Here is a 15,600-nt window from a genome sequence, read left to right as displayed (position 1 = left end):
GGAGCGGGAACCGCGCGTCACCCGCGCCGTCCCGGCCTCACTCGGGCAGGGGCGCGTGCGCCGTCTCGCGCAGACGGTGCACGACGGGCAGGGCGAGCAGGTGCAGCGCCACCAGGTAGATCGGGAAGACGGTCTCGAGGCCGCGTTCGTGGAGGGCGGTGCCGATTGCGGGGATGGTGCCGCCGAAGATCGCGGTCGCCAGTGCGAAGGCGGTGCCGGTGGCGAGCACGCGGATGTGCGACGGGAACATCTCCGCGAGGGCGGTGCCCAGGCTCGCCATCATCACGGCGGTGATGCCCATGCCCGCGCACTGCACGGCCAGCACCACGAGGAAGCCGTCGGAGATCGCCCAGAACAGCGGGATCGTCGCTATCGCCCCGGCGAGCAGGGAGGCGTACATCATGGGCTTGCGACCGATCCGGTCCGAGAGCAGGCCCAGCGGGATCTGGATGAGGCCGTAGACGACGAAGGCGATCGCCGAGATCGTCACGGCGCTCTCCTTGTTCAGCCCCGCGGTGAGGATCGCCCAGGTGGGCACGAACGTGCTCCAGGCGTAGAAGATCGCGGCCGTCGAGGAGGCGAGGACGAACGCGCGGCCGAAGTCGGCGCGGTGATCGGTGAGGATCGTCCGATAGGGGCTCGCGCCCGTGCGCGGGACCGCGGCCTCGGGCAGGGTCTCCTGCGCGCTGCGCCGGATCCACCACGCGACGACCGCCAGGGCCGCCCCCACCAGGAACGGCACGCGCCAGGCCCAGTCCGCCATCGCGTCCGCGCCGACCGTCCCGACGAGCAGCGTGATGGCGAGCAGGCACAGCACCTTGCCGACGCTGGAACCGACGTTGACGATGCTGCCGTAGGCGCCGCGCCGGTCGGCGGGCGCCGACTCGACGAGGAACGCCGTGGCGGTCGACAGCTCGCCGCCCGTTGAGAGGCCCTGGACGAGCCGCGCGATCACCAGGATGATCGGCGCGATCACGCCCACCTGTGCATACGTCGGCGCAAGGCCGATCAACAGGCTGCCGAAGCCCATCATGGCGACGCCGATCGCCAGCGTCGGCTTGCGCCCGTAGCGGTCGGCCATCCGGCCCATCAGCACGCCGCCGACGGGCCGCGCGAGGAAGCCGACCGCGAACACCGTGAAGGTGGCGAGCAGTGGTACCACCGACTCCGCGTCGCCGGGGAAGAACTGGCGCGAGAAGTAGATCGCGAGGAAGGAGTAGGCGCTCCAGTCGAAGTACTCGACGAGATGCCCCACCGTTCCGGTGAGGACCTGTGTGCGCCGCCTCCGGCCCTCGTCGGCGGGCGCGTCGATCTCAGTCACGGTGCTGCAGTCGGCGGCTGAGCCAGTTGCCGAAGAACTGCGCGATCTGCACCACGACGATGAGCACGACGATCACGACCAGCGTGAGCTGCCAGTTGTTCTGCTGGTAGCCGTACTGCCGGGCGAAGTCGCCCAGGCCGCCGCCGCCGACGTAGCCGGCCATGGCCGACATGTCGACGACCGCGACGAACATGAACGTGTAGCCCAGCGTCAGCGGGGCCAGCCCCTCCGGGATGACGACAGTCGCGAGCGTGCGGACCTTGCTCGCCCCCATCGATCGCGCGGCCTCGACCACGCCGGGATCGACGGTGACGAGGTTCTGCTCCACGACGCGGCCGATCACGAAGGTCGCCATCACCGTCATCGCGAAGGCCGCGGCCTCCACGCCGATGCGGGTGCCGATCACCTCCTTGGTGATCGGCGCGATCGCCGTGATGAAGATGATGAACGGGATCGGCCGGATGATGTTGACCAGCACGTTGAGCACCGAGAAGACGGCGCGGTTCGCGAGCAGATTGCCCGGCCGCGTGGCGTAGAGCAGCGTTCCGTAGACGAGTCCCAGCAGGCCGCCGACGATCATCGTGATCCCGACGAGGCGGACCGTCTCGCCGATCGCCTGGATGAAGACGTCCTGTGTGCCGGGCGGGAAGACGTCGTCGAGGAAGGTCGGATGGGTCATCGGTCGATCTCCTGACCGGTCTGCGGGTCCTTGACGTGCGCGAGATCGCCGAGCTCAGCGATGGCGGCGCGGACGGCGGCGTCCTCGCCGGTCACGGAGTAGGTCAGCGAGCCGAACGGCCGCCCGCCCACCTCGGCGACGCCGCCGTAGAGCACCCGCGCGCCGGCTCCGTGCGTCGCGAAGACCTCCGCCGCGTCGAGCGCATCGGGTTCGTCCCGCACGTCGACGGTGACGACGGTGCCGGGCCTCGCGGCGTGCAGCCGCTGCAGCGTCTCCGGCGCGACGTCGTCGCCGACGGCGGCATGGATCAGCGACTCGGTGGCCTTCGAGGTGGGCGCGGCGAAGACGTCGTAGACGGGGCCGTAGTCGACGAGCCGGCCGTGATCGAGCACCGCGACGGTGTCGCAGATGCGGCGGATCACGTCCATCTCGTGCGTGATCACGACGATCGTCGTGCCGAACTCGCGATTGACCCGCAGCAGCAGGTCGAGGACCTCGCCCGTCATACCCGGGTCGAGTGCGCTGGTGGCTTCATCGGCGAGCAGGATCTTCGGATTGCGGGCCAGGGCGCGGGCGATGCCGACGCGCTGGCTCTGACCGCCGGAGAGCTTGTTCGGGTACTGGCCGGCCTTCTCGCCGATGCCCACGAAGTCGAGCAGCTCGGTCACGCGCTTCTTCCGCTCGGCCTTGGACAGGTCACCGAGGGTGAGCGGATACTCCACGTTGCCCGCGACGGTGCGCGAGTTCATCAGGTTGAACCGCTGGAAGATCATGCCCACCTGGGCGCGCAGCTTCTGCAGGTCGCGCTCGCCGAGCGTCCCGACCACCGTGTCGAGCACGCGCACCTCGCCCGAGGTGGTCGACTCGAGGCCGTTGATGGTGCGGATCAGCGTGGACTTGCCGGCGCCGGACTGGCCGATCACGCCGGTGATGGAACCCTCCGGGATCGCGAAGCTGACGCCGTCGAGGGCCTTGATCGTGCCGAAATCCCGGGTGGCGTCGACGAACTCGATCGCCACCCGGGCCGGGGCGCTCTCGCTCACTTGGGTCCGTTGGCCTTGACCTGCTGCTGCAGCGACTCGGTGAGGCTCTGCAGCTCGGCGGCGGGCTTGTCGACGAGGATGAACGAGTCGCCCTTGTCCTTCTTGAGCTGGTCGAGGACCTTCTGGTCCTTGTACAGCGCGGCCAGCTTGAGGTAGGTCGCGTTGTCCTTGTCGGCCTTGCGCACCACGAAGGCGTTGATGAAGGGCTGCGACTGCGGGCTCGCCGGATCGTCCTTGGCGATGATCAGGTCCTTGCCGAGCTTGGCGTTCTCGGCCGGGTCGTTGTTGACCACGGCACCGTCGACGCTGTCGAGGCTGAGCGCGGTCTGGTTCGCGTCCACCGGCTTGACCGTGACCTTCGAGGCGGCGGTGTCGATGTCGGCCGGGGTCACCTGCCGGTTGACCTCGCCCTTGAGCTTGATCAGGCCGGCGGAGGAGAGCACGCCGAGCGCGCGGGACTGGTTGGTCGGGTCGTCGGGGACGACGACGGTGCCGCCCTGCGGGACCTCGGCGACCGACTTGTGCTTCTTGGAGTACAGCGGCAACGGGTAGATCGCGGTCGCGCCGATCGGGACCAGGTCGGTGTTGTTCTTGGCGTTGTACTCGGCCAGGAACTGCAGGTGCTGGTATTCGTTGATCTGCAGGTCGCCGTCGTTGAGCGCGGCGTTCGGCTGCTGGTAGTCGCTGAAGTTCTTCAGCTCGACGTCGATGCCCTGGTCCTTGGCGAGGTCCTTGTAGACGTTCCAGAACTGCTGGGCACCGTCGGTGACGCCGATCGTGATCGTGTCGCCATCGGAGCCCGAGCCGCAGGCGGCGAGGCCCGAGGTGAGGGCGAGGGGCACGACCAGGGCGAGCGCGAAACGCTTCATCTTCACGGCTATTGTTCTCCAACTCGACGGCACCGGGGATCTCCCAGCTGCGTGAACGATACCTATCGGTTAATACATCGGCCGGACAACTCCACGGTTCGGCACCGCGCCCGGTTCGGTGACCAGGTTCGACGGTCCGCGTCCGGTTTCACTCATGAGTGCATCGAATCATCGCGGGCCCGCCCGGTGCCGATCCCCGATCGATCACGATTCGAGAAGCCGGTCCGGGACGGTGCTCGTAGTCTCGGTCGAAAGCACCGCCACCCCGAGGAGAGAAGATGAGCACCCGGAGCGCGACCGCCGTCCGTTTCACCGCCCCCGCCGAGGCTTTCGGGGAGCGGACCCTCGTCCGGCTGCCGGCCGACGCCAGCGCCGCGCTCCCGTCGCGGGGCCAGGTCGCAGTCATCGGCACCCTCGACGGCGCGGACTTCCGCACCGTCATCGAGCCGGACGGACGCAAGGGCCACTGGATCGCCCTCGACGATGCGGCGGTGCAGGCCGGCGACGAGGTCACGCTGGAGATCACGCCGACGAAGGACTGGCCGGAACCGACGGTGCCCGCCGACCTGCGGGTCGCCCTGGACGGTGCTCCGGACACGCTCGATGTGTGGACCGACATCACGCCGATGGCGCGGTGGGAGTGGGTGCGATGGATCGGCGCGACGAAGAACCCGGCGACCCGGGCCAAGCGCGTGGACGTGACGATCTCCAAGATGCGCTCGGGCAAGCGCCGGCCCTGCTGCTTCGACCTGGCCTCCTGCACGGACCCCGAGCTGATGAAGAACGGGCAGCTCATCGCGCCCGAGGACGCCGCGCCGCGCGGCGCCTGACCGCCCTGGAGCACTGCGGCCGGCCCGCGTGCTGCGGGCCGGCCGGAGTGAGGGATCGATTCTGCTGCGACCGATCAGTTCTGGTGCGGCGGGTACGGGCCGCCCTGGCGGCCCGGGTCGGCGTCGGGCCACCGCTCGGGATCGGGCCCCGGCTGCCAGCCCTGCGGCTCGGCGCCGGGTTGTGCGCCGTGCTGCCCGGCGGGCGGCTCGCCTCCCGGCCGCCAGTCGGGCGAATACCCGGGGGCGCTGTGCTGCGGTGCACGGCCGCCGTACTGATGCTGGCCGGGCTGGTGCTGCCCCGGAGGCTGCGCCGGCAGGCCGACGGTGGGCGGCTGCCCGCCCTGCGCGCCGTACTGCCCACCGGCCTGCGGCGGGTCCTGGCTCGGGAAGGGCTGCTGCCCCGAGAGCGGTTGCTGACCGGTCTGCGGCGCCCCCAGCGGGGGCTGGGCCTGCGGATTCGGTGCCTGCGGCGGCAGCGGGGCCTGGTACCCCGATGCCTGCGCCTGGTACGGATCGCCGGGCGTCTGAGCCTGGTACGGATCCCCCGGCGCCGACTCCTGCGGACGCTGGTACGACTCCTGGGGGCGCTGCGCCTGGCTGTGGCGTGCGGTCTCGCGCGCCGCGGCCTCGCGCTCGGCCTTGCGGGCGGGGATCTCCTCCTCGACCTTGGTCAGCCAGCCCTCCCACCGCTGCTGCATCGGGCGCACCAGGCCTCCGCCGACGCCCACGACGATGACGCCGCCGATCGTGGCGAGCACCGCCACGAGGACCGGGGTGGTGACCGTCGTGGCGACACCGATTTGGTTGAGGGCGGCGATGATCCCGGCTCCCCAGACGAAGAGCGAGGCGATCGTGGCGAGCAGCGGACCGTAGGAGGCGCTGCCCAGCGCACCGCCCACGATGTCCTTGACCGCCTTCGCGATCGCCGCGACGATCACGATGATGATGATCGCGACGAACAGCTTGGGCAGCCACGCGACGAAGCGCGAGAGCAGGTCGCCGATCGGGTTGGGACCGAAGACGCCGATGGCGAGTTGCAGCGTGATGAGCAGCACCGCGTAATAGACGACCTTCGCGAGGAGGGTCGCGGCGTCGTAGTCACTGCGGGCGAGGACGCTCTGCAGGCCGCTGCGTTCGGCGAGGCGGCCGAAGCCGACCTTGGCGAGGATCTTGGCGACCACCGCGGACAGGATCTTCGCGACGATCCAGCCGATGATCGCGATGGCGAGGAAGGCCGCCAGCTTGGGTACGAAGGTCGCGACGGAGCTCCAAGCGTCGGAGAGCCCGGCGCCGTAGTCGATGGCGAGCTGGGAGGTCATGGGTACACCTCTCGATCTGCGATACCCGACGCCCACCATGGTGAGCAGGTATCCACGGGAAAGGATCGGGGACCACGCCGGTTTCTGGACACCGCCACCCTGGCGCCAACCCTAGGCACAAGAACCCGGGTTCTCGCGCCAACGCTCCGGATCGTGGGGTCGATTGATCGCATTCACGACATTTCGCTCACCCGCACGAGCCGCCAGAGCGCACCGTCGCGGCGCACCAGCCCCTTGGTCTCGAGGAGCGCGAGCTGCCCCATCACCGCACGGGGCGGGAGACCGGCGAGCACCGCGATCTCCGAGACCGGCAGCGCGGACTTCGCGGGGAGCGCGTCGTGGACCCGCAGCGCCGGCCCGTCGAGCCCGTCGGTCGGGCGCGCCGGGACGGCGAGTTCGTCGGCGAGCTCGCCGATCCGTCCCACCTCCTCGATCACCTCTGCGGACCTGGTGACGAGCACGGCGCCCTCGCGGATCAACTGGTGGCAGGTGACCGAGGTGGCGGCGGTGACCGGGCCGGGCACGGCGCACACGACGATCCCGCGCCGTCGCGCCCACGTCGCGGTGTTCTTGGTCCCGGAGCGGAACCCGGCCTCGGCCACGACCACGCCTCCGGTGCAGGTGCCGACCATCCGGTTCCGGTTCAGGAAGCGGTGCCGCGCGGGTACGCCGCCCGGCGGGTACTCCGAGACCAGGTTCCCCACTTCGGCGATCCGACGGAACAGGCCCGCGTGCCCCGCGGGATAGGGACGGTCGAGGCCACCGGCGAGGAAGGCGATGGTCGGCCCCTCCGCGGCCAGCGCCGCGCGGTGCGCGACCCCGTCGATGCCGTAGGCGCCGCCGGAGACGATGGTGAACCCCTCGGCCGCGAGATCGGCGGCGAAGGCGTCGGTGACGCGTTCGCCGTAGCTCGACGGTGCGCGGGTGCCCACCATGGCGACCGAGCGTTCCAGCAGCTCGTCGAGCCGCCCGCCACCGACGACCCACACCGCGACCGGCCGCAGCTCGCGGACCTCGTCCTCGTGCTGGGTGTCCTCCGTCGGGATCCGTTCGGCCAGCGCGCCGAACGCCGCTGCCGGCCATTCGTCGTCCTCCGGGATCACCAGCCGTCCGCCGAGGTGCGCGATGTGCGCGAGGTCGGCCTCGGCCCGGTCGACGCCGGCCCGCCCGACGGTGCCGTCCGCCACCGACTCGAAGCCGTCCGCGAACTCCTGCCGCCGCACCATGTCCGCCGCCGCGATCGGCCCCACCTCGTCGATCAACGTGATCAGCGCGCTGTACGGCGGTTCCGCGACCCGGCTCAGGTAGGCGCGGGCGCGCCTGACGTCATCGGTCATGCTCACTCCTTGTCCCGGAACTGCAGCGCTTGAACCACTTCGGACTCGCCCGGTCTGTCGAGCCCGAGGAGGTCCGCAAGGGTCCAGGAGAGCCGCAGGCAGCGGTCCGCGCCGCGCGCGGTGATCTTCCCGGTCCGCAGGTACAACTCCAGCGGGCGCAGGGCCTGCGCCGAGAGCCGGAACCGGCGGCGCAGCACCACCCCGGGGACCTCCGAATTGGTGAGCCATCCCTCCGCTCCCCAGCGCGCCGCCGCGGCCTCCCGCGCGGCCCGCACGCGGGCTCGGACCGTCGCGCTGGTCTCCTCCCCGACGCCGTCCTCGTGGAGCGCGCCGGTGCCCGGCGGTTCCATGCGCACCCACAGGTCCACCCGATCCAGCAGCGGACCGGACAGTCGCCCGAGGTAGCGGCGGCGGACCGTCGCCGTACAGGTGCAGTCCTGGTCCCGTGCTGGTGCGCACGGACACGGATTCGCCGCCATCACCAGAAGGAAGCGGCAGGGGTACTTCACCACGCCGTCGCGGCGGGCGAGCCGTATCCGCCCCTCCTCCAACGGTGTTCGCAGCGCCTCGAGCGACCGTGGGCCCATCTCGGCGCACTCGTCGAGGAAGAGCACACCCCGGTGCGCGAGCGAGACCGCGCCGGGCCGCGCCAGCCCACTGCCGCCGCCGACGAGCGCACTGACCGAGGAGGTCTGGTGCGGTGCCACGAAGGGCGGCACGGTGATCAACGGTCGGTCGGCACGCAGGTTCCCGGCGATCGAGTGGATCGCGCTGACCTCGAGCGCCTCGCGCCGGCCCAGCGCGGGCATGATCCCCGGAAGTCGCGAGGCCAGCATCGTCTTCCCGATCCCGGGCGGCCCGGTCATCATGATGTGGTGCGCCCCCGCCGCGGCGACCTCCAGCGCGTACTTGGCCTCCGGCTGCCCCACCACGTCGGCCAGGTCCGCAACCGTGGGATCGGCCTCGTCGGCGACGAGCGGACCGGGCTCGGCGAGCGGGCCCTCACCGCTGAGCCAGGCCACGACCTCGGCCAGGTGTGCGGCGCCCAGCACCTCGATGCCGTCGACGAGCCCCGCCTCGTCGAGATTGGCGAGCGGCACGACCGCGCGCACGAACCCGGACTCCTTGGCCGCGAGCACCGCCGGGAGCACGCCGCGCACCGCGCGGACCCGACCGTCGAGGGCGAGTTCGCCCAGCAGGACCGCGCCCTCCACCCGCCCCGCCGGCACCCGCTCCGCCGCCATCAGGATCGCGATCGCGAGTGGTAAGTCGTAGACCGATCCGACTTTCGGCAGCGTCGCGGGCGAGAGGGCGACCGTGACCCGGGTGTCGGGAAACCTGATCCCGATGTTGACCACGGCGGCCCGGACCCGGTCCCGGGACTCCTTGAGCACCGTGTCGGGCAACCCGACCAGATGCACGGCCGGCAGGCCCGCGCCGATGCAGCCCTCGATCTCGACCACGGCACCGTCGACCCCGGTGATCGCGACGGAGTGCACCTTGCTCAGCGAGGACATCACGCCACCCCCGCCCGGTACTCGAGCGTCACCGGACCGCCGGGCGGCGTGAACACCGACGCCACATCGATTCTGACCCGGGCGAAGGCGCCCTCGGTCTCCGCCAGCCAGCGGGAGGTCAGCGCCCGCAACTGAGCGACCTTGCGCGGCGTCACCGCCTCGAACCCGGAGCCGAACGCCCGCCCCGTGCGGGTCTTGACCTCGACGATCGCGAGCAGCCCGTCCGGCGCACGGGCGATGACGTCGAGCTCGCCCCGCAGGCCCCCGCCCGAGAACCTCCAGTTCCGTTCCAGCACCGTCCACCCACGATCGGTCAGGAAGTCGCAGACCACGTCCTCGCCGGCACGTCCCGTTTCGTTGTTCCCCATGCGCCGATCGTGCCGTCGACACCCCACGGGCACCGCCGAGAACGGCGGTGCCTGTGGAGAAAAAAGGTTATGTACGCAAATCTGTGGAGGAACGGCCCCGCGGACCGGTTACTGTCGGACGAACCGCCCCGCGATCGACGCCACGTCGGACGCACCGATCACACTGCCCTGCACCAGAATCCGGAAGACGACAGGACCCACCAGCTCGGCGGCGGCCATCGCGGGATCGAGGTCCGCCGGCAATCTTCCGGCCCGCCGGTTGCGGTCGATGACGGCCCGCGCGGCCTCCCCCAGCGGGTCGGCCCCGGCGATGAGCTCGGCGACCTTCGGATCGTGCTGCGCCTCCCCGACCAGGGCCCGGTACGCCAGGCCCGCATCGGAGGTGGTGAGGAAGCGGACCACCGCCGCGAGAAACGCCTCGACGTCCTCCCGCGCTGTGGGACGAGCCTCCACCGCGAGTTCCCCGGCGGCGTCGGCCGCGCTCGCCTCGAACAGGATCTCGGCCTTCGTCGACCACCAGCGGTAGACGGTCTGCCGTCCGACCCCGGCCCGCTCGGCGATGCCCTTCATGGTCATCGCCGCGTACCCCTCGGCGACGAGCATGTCGTCGACCGCCCGGAGCACCGCCGTGCGCGCCTCCTCGCTGCGGGGGCGCCCGGCCGGGCGTTCCGTCTGCGTCATCGCGCCACCGTAGCAGTCGGTTCCGAGGTCGGACGGCACGCTCACACCCGCACCGCGAGCGTTCGAGCCCGGGACGCCGAGCGCGCCTCGACCGCGCAGACGGAGGCGGCCAGGATCCCGACCACCACACAGAAGACCAGGCCCGCGGTGCGCAGCCCGACGACCGCCGACAGCGCACCGACGCCGATCGCCGGGAAGGCGAGCATCACGTAGAGGCCGGCGAAGAAGGACGAGGAGACCTCGGCGCGATGCTCGGGCGGCACCTGCTCGACGGTGGTCGCGATACCGGCGTTCATGCACAGGCCGCCGCACAGGCCCAGCACCGCAGCCGAGAGCAGCAGCGCAACGAGGGAGTTCGCCGCGAGGGCCACGGCGAGCAGCCCCGCCGCGACGACCAGTCCCCCGCACCCGAGGACCAGCGCGCGGCGCGGCGGGAACCGGCGCGCGACGAGCTGACCGATGGCCATCCCGGCGAAGGCGAGAAAGACCACGAAACCCGCGAGGGCGTGGCTGGACAGGTGCAGGAACCGGGCGAGGAAGATCGCCGCGACGGCGGTGAGGACGCCGGTCACCGCGAACGCCGAACCGGCGGCCAGCACCGCCCGGACGAAGGCGCCGTGGATCTCGCTCGGCACCCGCAGGCGGCGCGGCCGCAGCCGCATCCGCCCCGCGATCGCGGTCCGCGGTGCGAACGCCCACAGCCCGGCGCCCGCCAGCAGCGCGAGCGCGAGGTGCACCACGAACGGCACGACCAGCGGCGACGAGGAGACATCCGCGACGAATCCGGCGAGCAACGTACCCGCGGCGAGACCACCGGTGTTCACCGCGACCGCGAGCGTGCCGGCGGCGGCCCGGCCCTCGGGCGCGAACAGGTCGATCACCGCCGCCGTGCCCGTGCCGCTCATCAGGCCCGCGCCGAGGCCGGAGACGATGCGGGCCACGATCAGCAGCGGGAGCGAGGGCGGCAGCAGGAACAGCATGGCACTGAGGATCGCCAGCGCCACCGCGACCAGCAGCACCGGGCGCCGCCCGATCTCATCGGAGAGGCGGCCGAAGACGGTGAGCGCGGCGACGACGCCGAGGGCGTAGACCGCGAACAGGACGGTGACCGTGAGCGAGCTGAATCCGAGCTGCGCCGAGTAGATCGAGTAGAGGGGCGTGGGGAGGGTGGTACCCATCATGACCACCAGGAACGCGAAGGCCGTGCACACCACGGCCGGCGCGACGCGGTAGGGAACCGCGGTCCGATCAAGCAACATGAGTAATTCCTTCTATAACGAGACAATGTGACTCGTTATAGAACGATAGCAGGTATTCGAGACACCGTGAACCGTTAATATTCGGTCAGAGAAGAGGCCGCAGGCGCCGCCCCTGTGCGGGAACGGCGCCTGCGGCCGGATCGGTCAGCGGCCGATCACTCCGGCAGCCGCAGCTCCGGCTTGTCGAGCTCCTCGATGTTGACGTCCTTGAACGTGACCACGCGGGCCTGCTTGAGGAACCGGGCCGGCCGGTACATGTCCCACACCCAGGCGTCGGTCATCCGCACCTCGAAGTAGACCTCGCCGTCCGCGTTGCGCGGGATCAGGTCGACCCCGTTGGCGAGGTAGAAGCGGCGCTCCGTCTCCACCACGTAGGTGAACTGGCTCAGCACGTCCTTGTACTCGCGGTACATGGACAGCTCCATCGCGGTCTCGTACTTCTCGAGATCCTCTGCGCTCACGTCGTCCTCCTCACCTGATGTCACCAGTCGTAACCGCTCCAGATTACCGCGCCGCCGCGGAACTCCCCGCCGACGCGGCCAGTGCGGCCCGCACGTTCTGGTACCGCATGCGGTGCTGGCCGCTCGGCCCCAGCTCCCCCAGCGCCGCCATGTGCACCGCCGTCGAGTAACCCTTGTGCACCGCGAAGCCGTACCCGGGGAAGGCGCCGTCGAGCTCGGCCATGACCCGATCGCGCGTCACCTTGGCGAGCACGCTCGCAGCCGCGATGCACGAAGCGGAGGCGTCGCCGCCGATCACGGGCAGCGACGGAACGCCCAGGCCGGGCACGCTGAACCCGTCGATGAGCACGTACCCCGGCCGCACCTGCAGACCGGCCACCGCCCGCCGCATGCCCATGATGTTGGCGACGTGCACACCGATCCGGTCGATCTCGGGCGCCGGGATCGAGACCACGGACCAACTGATCGCGAGCTCGAGGATCTTCGGATACAGCTCCTCCCGCGCGTTCTCGGTGAGCTTCTTCGAGTCGTCGAGACGCGCGAGCGACGCGGGGATCCTCGCGGGAAGGATGCACGCGGCAACCGTCATCGGGCCCGCGCAGGCCCCGCGCCCGGCCTCGTCGACACCGGCGACGGGGCCCAGACCCGCCCGGCCGAGCACCGTCTCCAGGGTGCTCAGGCCCGACGATGCCCGCACCACCGGCCGCGGGGGCCATCGGTCGCGCACGTGCGCCTAGCCCTGCTGCGGGTTGATCGAATCCACCGTCTGCCAGCGGCTGAACGGGTAGATGATCGCGACGACCTTGCCGCGGATGTCCGCCTTCGGGATCGTGCCCTGCAGCTCGTCGTCGATGTGGAAGCGCGAATCGGCCGACGCCATCCGGTTGTCGCCCATCACGAAGACGCTGCCGTCGGGGATGGTGATCGGCCCGAACGCACCGGACTCGTTGTACTGGCCGTTCTTGCCCGAGATCGGCCAGCAGCCACGGGTCTTGGCCCACTCCTTGGCCGGTTCCGCCAGATAGGGTTCGACGATCTTCTTCCCGTTCACCGTGACACCCGTCTCGGGCCTGCACTGAATGGTCTGCCCGCCGACGGCGATCACGCGCTTGACGAGATCGTTCTCGTTCGGCGGCTGCAGGCCGACGTACGACAGGGCCTCCTGGACGCCGCGGATCACGGCGTTCTCGGAGCGGACCGGCTGCAGCGGCTCGAGCCCCCACGACTCAGTGGGCCCCTTGAACACGATCACATCGCCCGGCGTCGGGTCACCGGCGAAGTAGCTGATCTTCTGCGTCACGATCCGGTCGCCGGTGCAGCCCGGGCAGCCGACGAGGGTGGGCTCCATCGATTGGGACGGGACGTACCACTGGCGGCCGACGAAGGTCTGCAGGCAGAAGCTGAGCACCAGGGCGACCAGCACGATCACGCCGACCTCGAGCGGCCAGTTGGTCTTCTTGTCCTTCGGCGGCTTCGCGTCCTTGCGCGCTCGCCGTCCCCGGCCCCGCCCCTCTTCGGACTTCCCATCGCCCGACGGTGACGTCGCGCCCTCCGACGGTGTCGGTGCGGCGTGCCGGCCTCCCGCTCGGGGCTCGGCGGGACGGTCCGCGCCCGCGTCGCCGAGGCGGCCGGTCGCGGCCGGTTCGCCGGGCTCGGGCGCTGCCGGGGAGTTCGTCTGCTCAGGCACGGATACAGCGTACCGACCGGATCGGTCGTCCTCCGCGCACCGGCCGCGGCCGTGCACAGGCGGAGCCTAGACCCGGTCGGATCGTTCGCACGCCGACCGAACCGGATTGCTTCGATCGCAATGAATTTCCCAACCGTCATTGATACGATCGCAAAAGGCTGCCGGAGCTGTGGAGCCATCGCCACTCGCGCTCCTCGAATCGCCTGGTGCCGCATCGAGTGACCACCGAGGAGGAACGTTGTCGTCCGAGCACACCACGAGTTTCATCAACGGCGAGTTCATCGCCGCCGCACCGGAGGACGAGGACCTGGACGTCCTGAATCCGTCGACGACGGAGCGGATCACCACGGTGAAGATCTCCTCGCCGGAGGTCGTCGACCGGGCCGTCGCCGCCGCCCGCGCCGCGCAGGACCGCTGGCGTCGACTCCCCCAGACCGAGCGCGCCCGGTACATGATCGCCATCGCCGACGAGATGCAGCGACGGCACGAGGACTTCGTCGTCGACCTCATGACCGAGCAGGGCAAGGTCCGCGCACACGCCGAGGGCGAAGTCGGCAAGGCCATCGGCTACTTCCGCTACATGGCCGAGTGGGCGCGCCGCATCGAGGGCGAGGTGATCCCGTCCGATCGCCCCGGCGAGCTGATCGTCCTGCAGCGCCGCCCGATCGGTGTCGTCGCCGGCATCTGCCCGTGGAACTACCCCCTCTTCCTCCTCTCCCGCAAGGTCGCGCCCGCGCTGATCACCGGCAGCACGCTGGTGATCAAGCCGGCGGAGGACACTCCGATCAACGCGCTCATGTTCGCCGAGGTCTGTGCCGCGGTCGGGCTTCCGGCCGGCGTGTTCAACCTGGTCCTCGGGACCGGCGCCGTCGGCGCGGCGATGTCGGGCCATCCCGGCGTGGACTTCGTGACGTTCACCGGTTCCACGGCGACGGGCGCGAAGATCATGGAGAGCGCCTCCAAGTCGGTGACGAAGGTGAGCCTGGAGCTCGGCGGCAAGGCGCCCGCGATCGTGCTCAAGGACGCCGACCTCGACCTCGCGGTCGAGAAGATCGCCGAGTCCCGCCTGCTCAACAACGGCCAAGTGTGCACCTGCGCCGAGCGCGTCTACGTCGAGCGCCCCGTCGCCGACGAGTTCATCAAGCGCATCGGTGAACGCCTCGGGCGGCTCAAGACAGGGGACCCCGCGGATCCGACGGTGGACGTGGGCCCGCTGGTCAATCGGAAGGCGGCCGACCGCACCCGCAAGGTGCTCGACGAGGCGCTCGCGGCGGGCGCGACGCTGGTGGCGGGCGGGGGCCGGGTGGACTCCCCGGGATACTTCTTCCCGCCGGCGGTGATCCGGGTCGACGATCCCGCCGCGGACATCCTCTACAACGAGGTGTTCGGGCCGATTCTCCCGGTCCACGTGGTCGAGAACGTGGACGAGGCCATCGAGCGGGCCAACGACTGCGAGTACGGCCTCGCGTCGTCGCTCTACACCAACGACCTGAACATGACGCTGCGCGTGATCGACGAGCTGCAGTTCGGCGAGGTGTACGTCAACCGCGAGAACGAGGAGGCGATCCAGGGCTTCCACGCCGGCATCAAGGCCTCCGGCATCGGCGGCGCCGACGGCAAGCACGCGATCGAGGAATACACCACGACGCAGGTGAGCTACATCCAGCGCCACTGAGCGAGCGCCCCTGAGGGCGGGCCCGGGAGCCCCGTCCGGACGGCACGACGCCCACCGCCCGTCGGCGGTGGGGCGTCGTCGTCCCTCGACGCGATCGGCAGCGCCGTCGAGCGAGGACCGTAAAACGACGAGCGCCCCGCGAGTCCGTCGGACTCGCGGGGCGCTCGGGAGGTGCTACGCGGCGATCACTCGGACCGCCCGCGGCGCTGTTGTCAGCGCTTCTCCTTGATCTTGGCGGCCTTACCGCGCAGGTCGCGCAGGTAGTACAGCTTCGCGCGACGCACGTCACCACGGGTGAGGACGTCGATCTTGGCGATGTTCGGGGAGTGCACGGGGAAGGTGCGCTCCACACCGACGCCGAAGGACACCTTGCGCACGGTGAAGGTCTCGCGCACGCCGCCGCCCTGGCGGCGGATCACGACGCCCTTGAACACCTGGACGCGCTCCTTGCTGCCCTCGATGACCTTGACGTGCACGTCAAGGGTGTCGCCGGGGCGGAAGTCGGGCACATCGCTGCGCAGGGACTGCTGGTCAATGAAGTCGAGCGTGTTCAT

At 70.6% G+C, this 15,600-nt stretch carries 16 protein-coding genes; 2 read left to right on the top strand and 14 right to left on the bottom strand.

What is annotated here, in order from left to right; all coding sequences use genetic code 11:
* Positions 1 to 37 precede the first annotated feature (37 nt).
* From BLQ62_RS09400 to BLQ62_RS09385, 4 genes are read right to left on the bottom strand one after another with little or no spacing between them, the layout of a single operon-like run.
* On the bottom strand, positions 38 to 1,321 hold the full coding sequence (locus BLQ62_RS09400) for an MFS transporter (protein WP_068565763.1): 1,284 nt from the start codon (positions 1,319 to 1,321) through the stop codon (positions 38 to 40).
* Positions 1,314 to 2,000, bottom strand: coding sequence for a methionine ABC transporter permease (locus tag BLQ62_RS09395; RefSeq protein ID WP_068535562.1), 687 nt, complete (start codon positions 1,998 to 2,000; stop codon positions 1,314 to 1,316). The genes BLQ62_RS09400 and BLQ62_RS09395 overlap by 8 nt, the downstream gene beginning before the upstream one ends.
* Complete coding sequence (locus tag BLQ62_RS09390; RefSeq protein WP_068565765.1) at positions 1,997 to 3,043, bottom strand: methionine ABC transporter ATP-binding protein; 1,047 nt, start codon at positions 3,041 to 3,043, stop codon at positions 1,997 to 1,999. Before BLQ62_RS09390 ends, BLQ62_RS09395 begins: the two co-directional genes overlap by 4 nt.
* Positions 3,040 to 3,912 (bottom strand): MetQ/NlpA family ABC transporter substrate-binding protein, encoded by an 873-nt coding sequence (locus BLQ62_RS09385; RefSeq protein ID WP_068566316.1) that lies wholly within the window; start codon positions 3,910 to 3,912, stop codon positions 3,040 to 3,042. Before BLQ62_RS09385 ends, BLQ62_RS09390 begins: the two co-directional genes overlap by 4 nt.
* A 278-nt stretch (positions 3,913 to 4,190) precedes the next feature.
* Between BLQ62_RS09385 and BLQ62_RS09380 the strand changes: the two genes are divergently transcribed.
* Entirely contained in the window at positions 4,191 to 4,742 is a 552-nt protein-coding gene (locus tag BLQ62_RS09380; protein WP_068535566.1) for a YdeI/OmpD-associated family protein, read from the top strand.
* A 74-nt stretch (positions 4,743 to 4,816) separates the two neighbouring features.
* Here the strand turns inward: BLQ62_RS09380 and BLQ62_RS09375 are convergent, their stop codons facing one another.
* The 9 genes from BLQ62_RS09375 to lepB all read right to left on the bottom strand — a co-directional run bounded on the left by BLQ62_RS09375 (position 4,817) and on the right by lepB (position 13,371).
* The gene (locus tag BLQ62_RS09375) at positions 4,817 to 6,061 is read right to left on the bottom strand and encodes a mechanosensitive ion channel family protein (protein ID WP_082756488.1); all 1,245 of its coding nucleotides are present in this window, start codon (positions 6,059 to 6,061) and stop codon (positions 4,817 to 4,819) included.
* Positions 6,062 to 6,234: 173 nt separating this feature from the next.
* Positions 6,235 to 7,398, bottom strand: a complete 1,164-nt coding sequence (gene dprA, locus BLQ62_RS09370) for a DNA-processing protein DprA (RefSeq protein WP_082756567.1) — start codon at positions 7,396 to 7,398, stop codon at positions 6,235 to 6,237.
* 2 nt (positions 7,399 to 7,400) lie between these two features.
* On the bottom strand, positions 7,401 to 8,915 hold the full coding sequence (locus BLQ62_RS09365; RefSeq protein WP_068535570.1) for a YifB family Mg chelatase-like AAA ATPase: 1,515 nt from the start codon (positions 8,913 to 8,915) through the stop codon (positions 7,401 to 7,403).
* Positions 8,915 to 9,283 carry a YraN family protein gene (locus BLQ62_RS09360; protein WP_068535572.1) on the bottom strand — a complete coding sequence of 123 codons (369 nt, stop codon included), beginning with the start codon at positions 9,281 to 9,283 and terminating at the stop codon, positions 8,915 to 8,917. Before BLQ62_RS09360 ends, BLQ62_RS09365 begins: the two co-directional genes overlap by 1 nt.
* A 108-nt stretch (positions 9,284 to 9,391) precedes the next feature.
* Positions 9,392 to 9,964, bottom strand: coding sequence for a TetR/AcrR family transcriptional regulator (locus tag BLQ62_RS09355; RefSeq protein ID WP_068566319.1), 573 nt, complete (start codon positions 9,962 to 9,964; stop codon positions 9,392 to 9,394).
* 41 nt (positions 9,965 to 10,005) lie between these two features.
* Positions 10,006 to 11,223, bottom strand: a complete 1,218-nt coding sequence (locus BLQ62_RS09350) for an MFS transporter (RefSeq protein ID WP_068565769.1) — start codon at positions 11,221 to 11,223, stop codon at positions 10,006 to 10,008.
* A gap of 155 nt (positions 11,224 to 11,378) precedes the next feature.
* Complete coding sequence (locus BLQ62_RS09345; RefSeq protein ID WP_040768524.1) at positions 11,379 to 11,684, bottom strand: DUF2469 domain-containing protein; 306 nt, start codon at positions 11,682 to 11,684, stop codon at positions 11,379 to 11,381.
* 43 nt (positions 11,685 to 11,727) lie between these two features.
* Complete coding sequence (locus tag BLQ62_RS09340) at positions 11,728 to 12,411, bottom strand: ribonuclease HII (RefSeq protein WP_082756490.1); 684 nt, start codon at positions 12,409 to 12,411, stop codon at positions 11,728 to 11,730.
* Between the two features lie 6 nt (positions 12,412 to 12,417).
* Positions 12,418 to 13,371 (bottom strand): signal peptidase I, encoded by a 954-nt coding sequence (gene lepB / locus BLQ62_RS09335; protein ID WP_068565772.1) that lies wholly within the window; start codon positions 13,369 to 13,371, stop codon positions 12,418 to 12,420.
* 238 nt (positions 13,372 to 13,609) lie between these two features.
* On the opposite strand from lepB, the gene aldA reads away from it, so the two are divergent.
* Positions 13,610 to 15,046 (top strand): aldehyde dehydrogenase, encoded by a 1,437-nt coding sequence (gene aldA, locus BLQ62_RS09330; RefSeq protein WP_068565774.1) that lies wholly within the window; start codon positions 13,610 to 13,612, stop codon positions 15,044 to 15,046.
* A 212-nt stretch (positions 15,047 to 15,258) separates the two neighbouring features.
* Here the strand turns inward: aldA and rplS are convergent, their stop codons facing one another.
* On the bottom strand, positions 15,259 to 15,600 hold the full coding sequence (rplS, locus tag BLQ62_RS09325) for a 50S ribosomal protein L19 (protein WP_019203499.1): 342 nt from the start codon (positions 15,598 to 15,600) through the stop codon (positions 15,259 to 15,261).

The sequence above is a fragment of the Tsukamurella pulmonis genome (assembly GCF_900103175.1).
Lineage (GTDB): Bacteria > Actinomycetota > Actinomycetes > Mycobacteriales > Mycobacteriaceae > Tsukamurella > Tsukamurella pulmonis.
Note: the sequence above shows the minus strand (reverse complement) of the source record. Positions and strands in the feature narration are given on the sequence as shown.

What these genes read in the sequence shown, in the direction of transcription:
- BLQ62_RS09380 (WP_068535566.1), top strand. Translation starts at nt 4,191, where the DNA reads ATGAGCACCCGGAGCGCGACCGCCGTCCGTTTCACCGCCCCCGCCGAG.
- dprA (WP_082756567.1), bottom strand. Translation starts at nt 7,398, where the DNA reads ATGACCGATGACGTCAGGCGCGCCCGCGCCTACCTGAGCCGGGTCGCG.
- BLQ62_RS09355 (WP_068566319.1), bottom strand. Translation starts at nt 9,964, where the DNA reads ATGACGCAGACGGAACGCCCGGCCGGGCGCCCCCGCAGCGAGGAGGCG.
- BLQ62_RS09385 (WP_068566316.1), bottom strand. Translation starts at nt 3,912, where the DNA reads ATGAAGCGTTTCGCGCTCGCCCTGGTCGTGCCCCTCGCCCTCACCTCG.
- rplS (WP_019203499.1), bottom strand. Translation starts at nt 15,600, where the DNA reads ATGAACACGCTCGACTTCATTGACCAGCAGTCCCTGCGCAGCGATGTG.
- BLQ62_RS09395 (WP_068535562.1), bottom strand. Translation starts at nt 2,000, where the DNA reads ATGACCCATCCGACCTTCCTCGACGACGTCTTCCCGCCCGGCACACAG.
- BLQ62_RS09375 (WP_082756488.1), bottom strand. Translation starts at nt 6,061, where the DNA reads ATGACCTCCCAGCTCGCCATCGACTACGGCGCCGGGCTCTCCGACGCT.
- BLQ62_RS09350 (WP_068565769.1), bottom strand. Translation starts at nt 11,223, where the DNA reads ATGTTGCTTGATCGGACCGCGGTTCCCTACCGCGTCGCGCCGGCCGTG.
- BLQ62_RS09365 (WP_068535570.1), bottom strand. Translation starts at nt 8,915, where the DNA reads ATGTCCTCGCTGAGCAAGGTGCACTCCGTCGCGATCACCGGGGTCGAC.
- BLQ62_RS09360 (WP_068535572.1), bottom strand. Translation starts at nt 9,283, where the DNA reads ATGGGGAACAACGAAACGGGACGTGCCGGCGAGGACGTGGTCTGCGAC.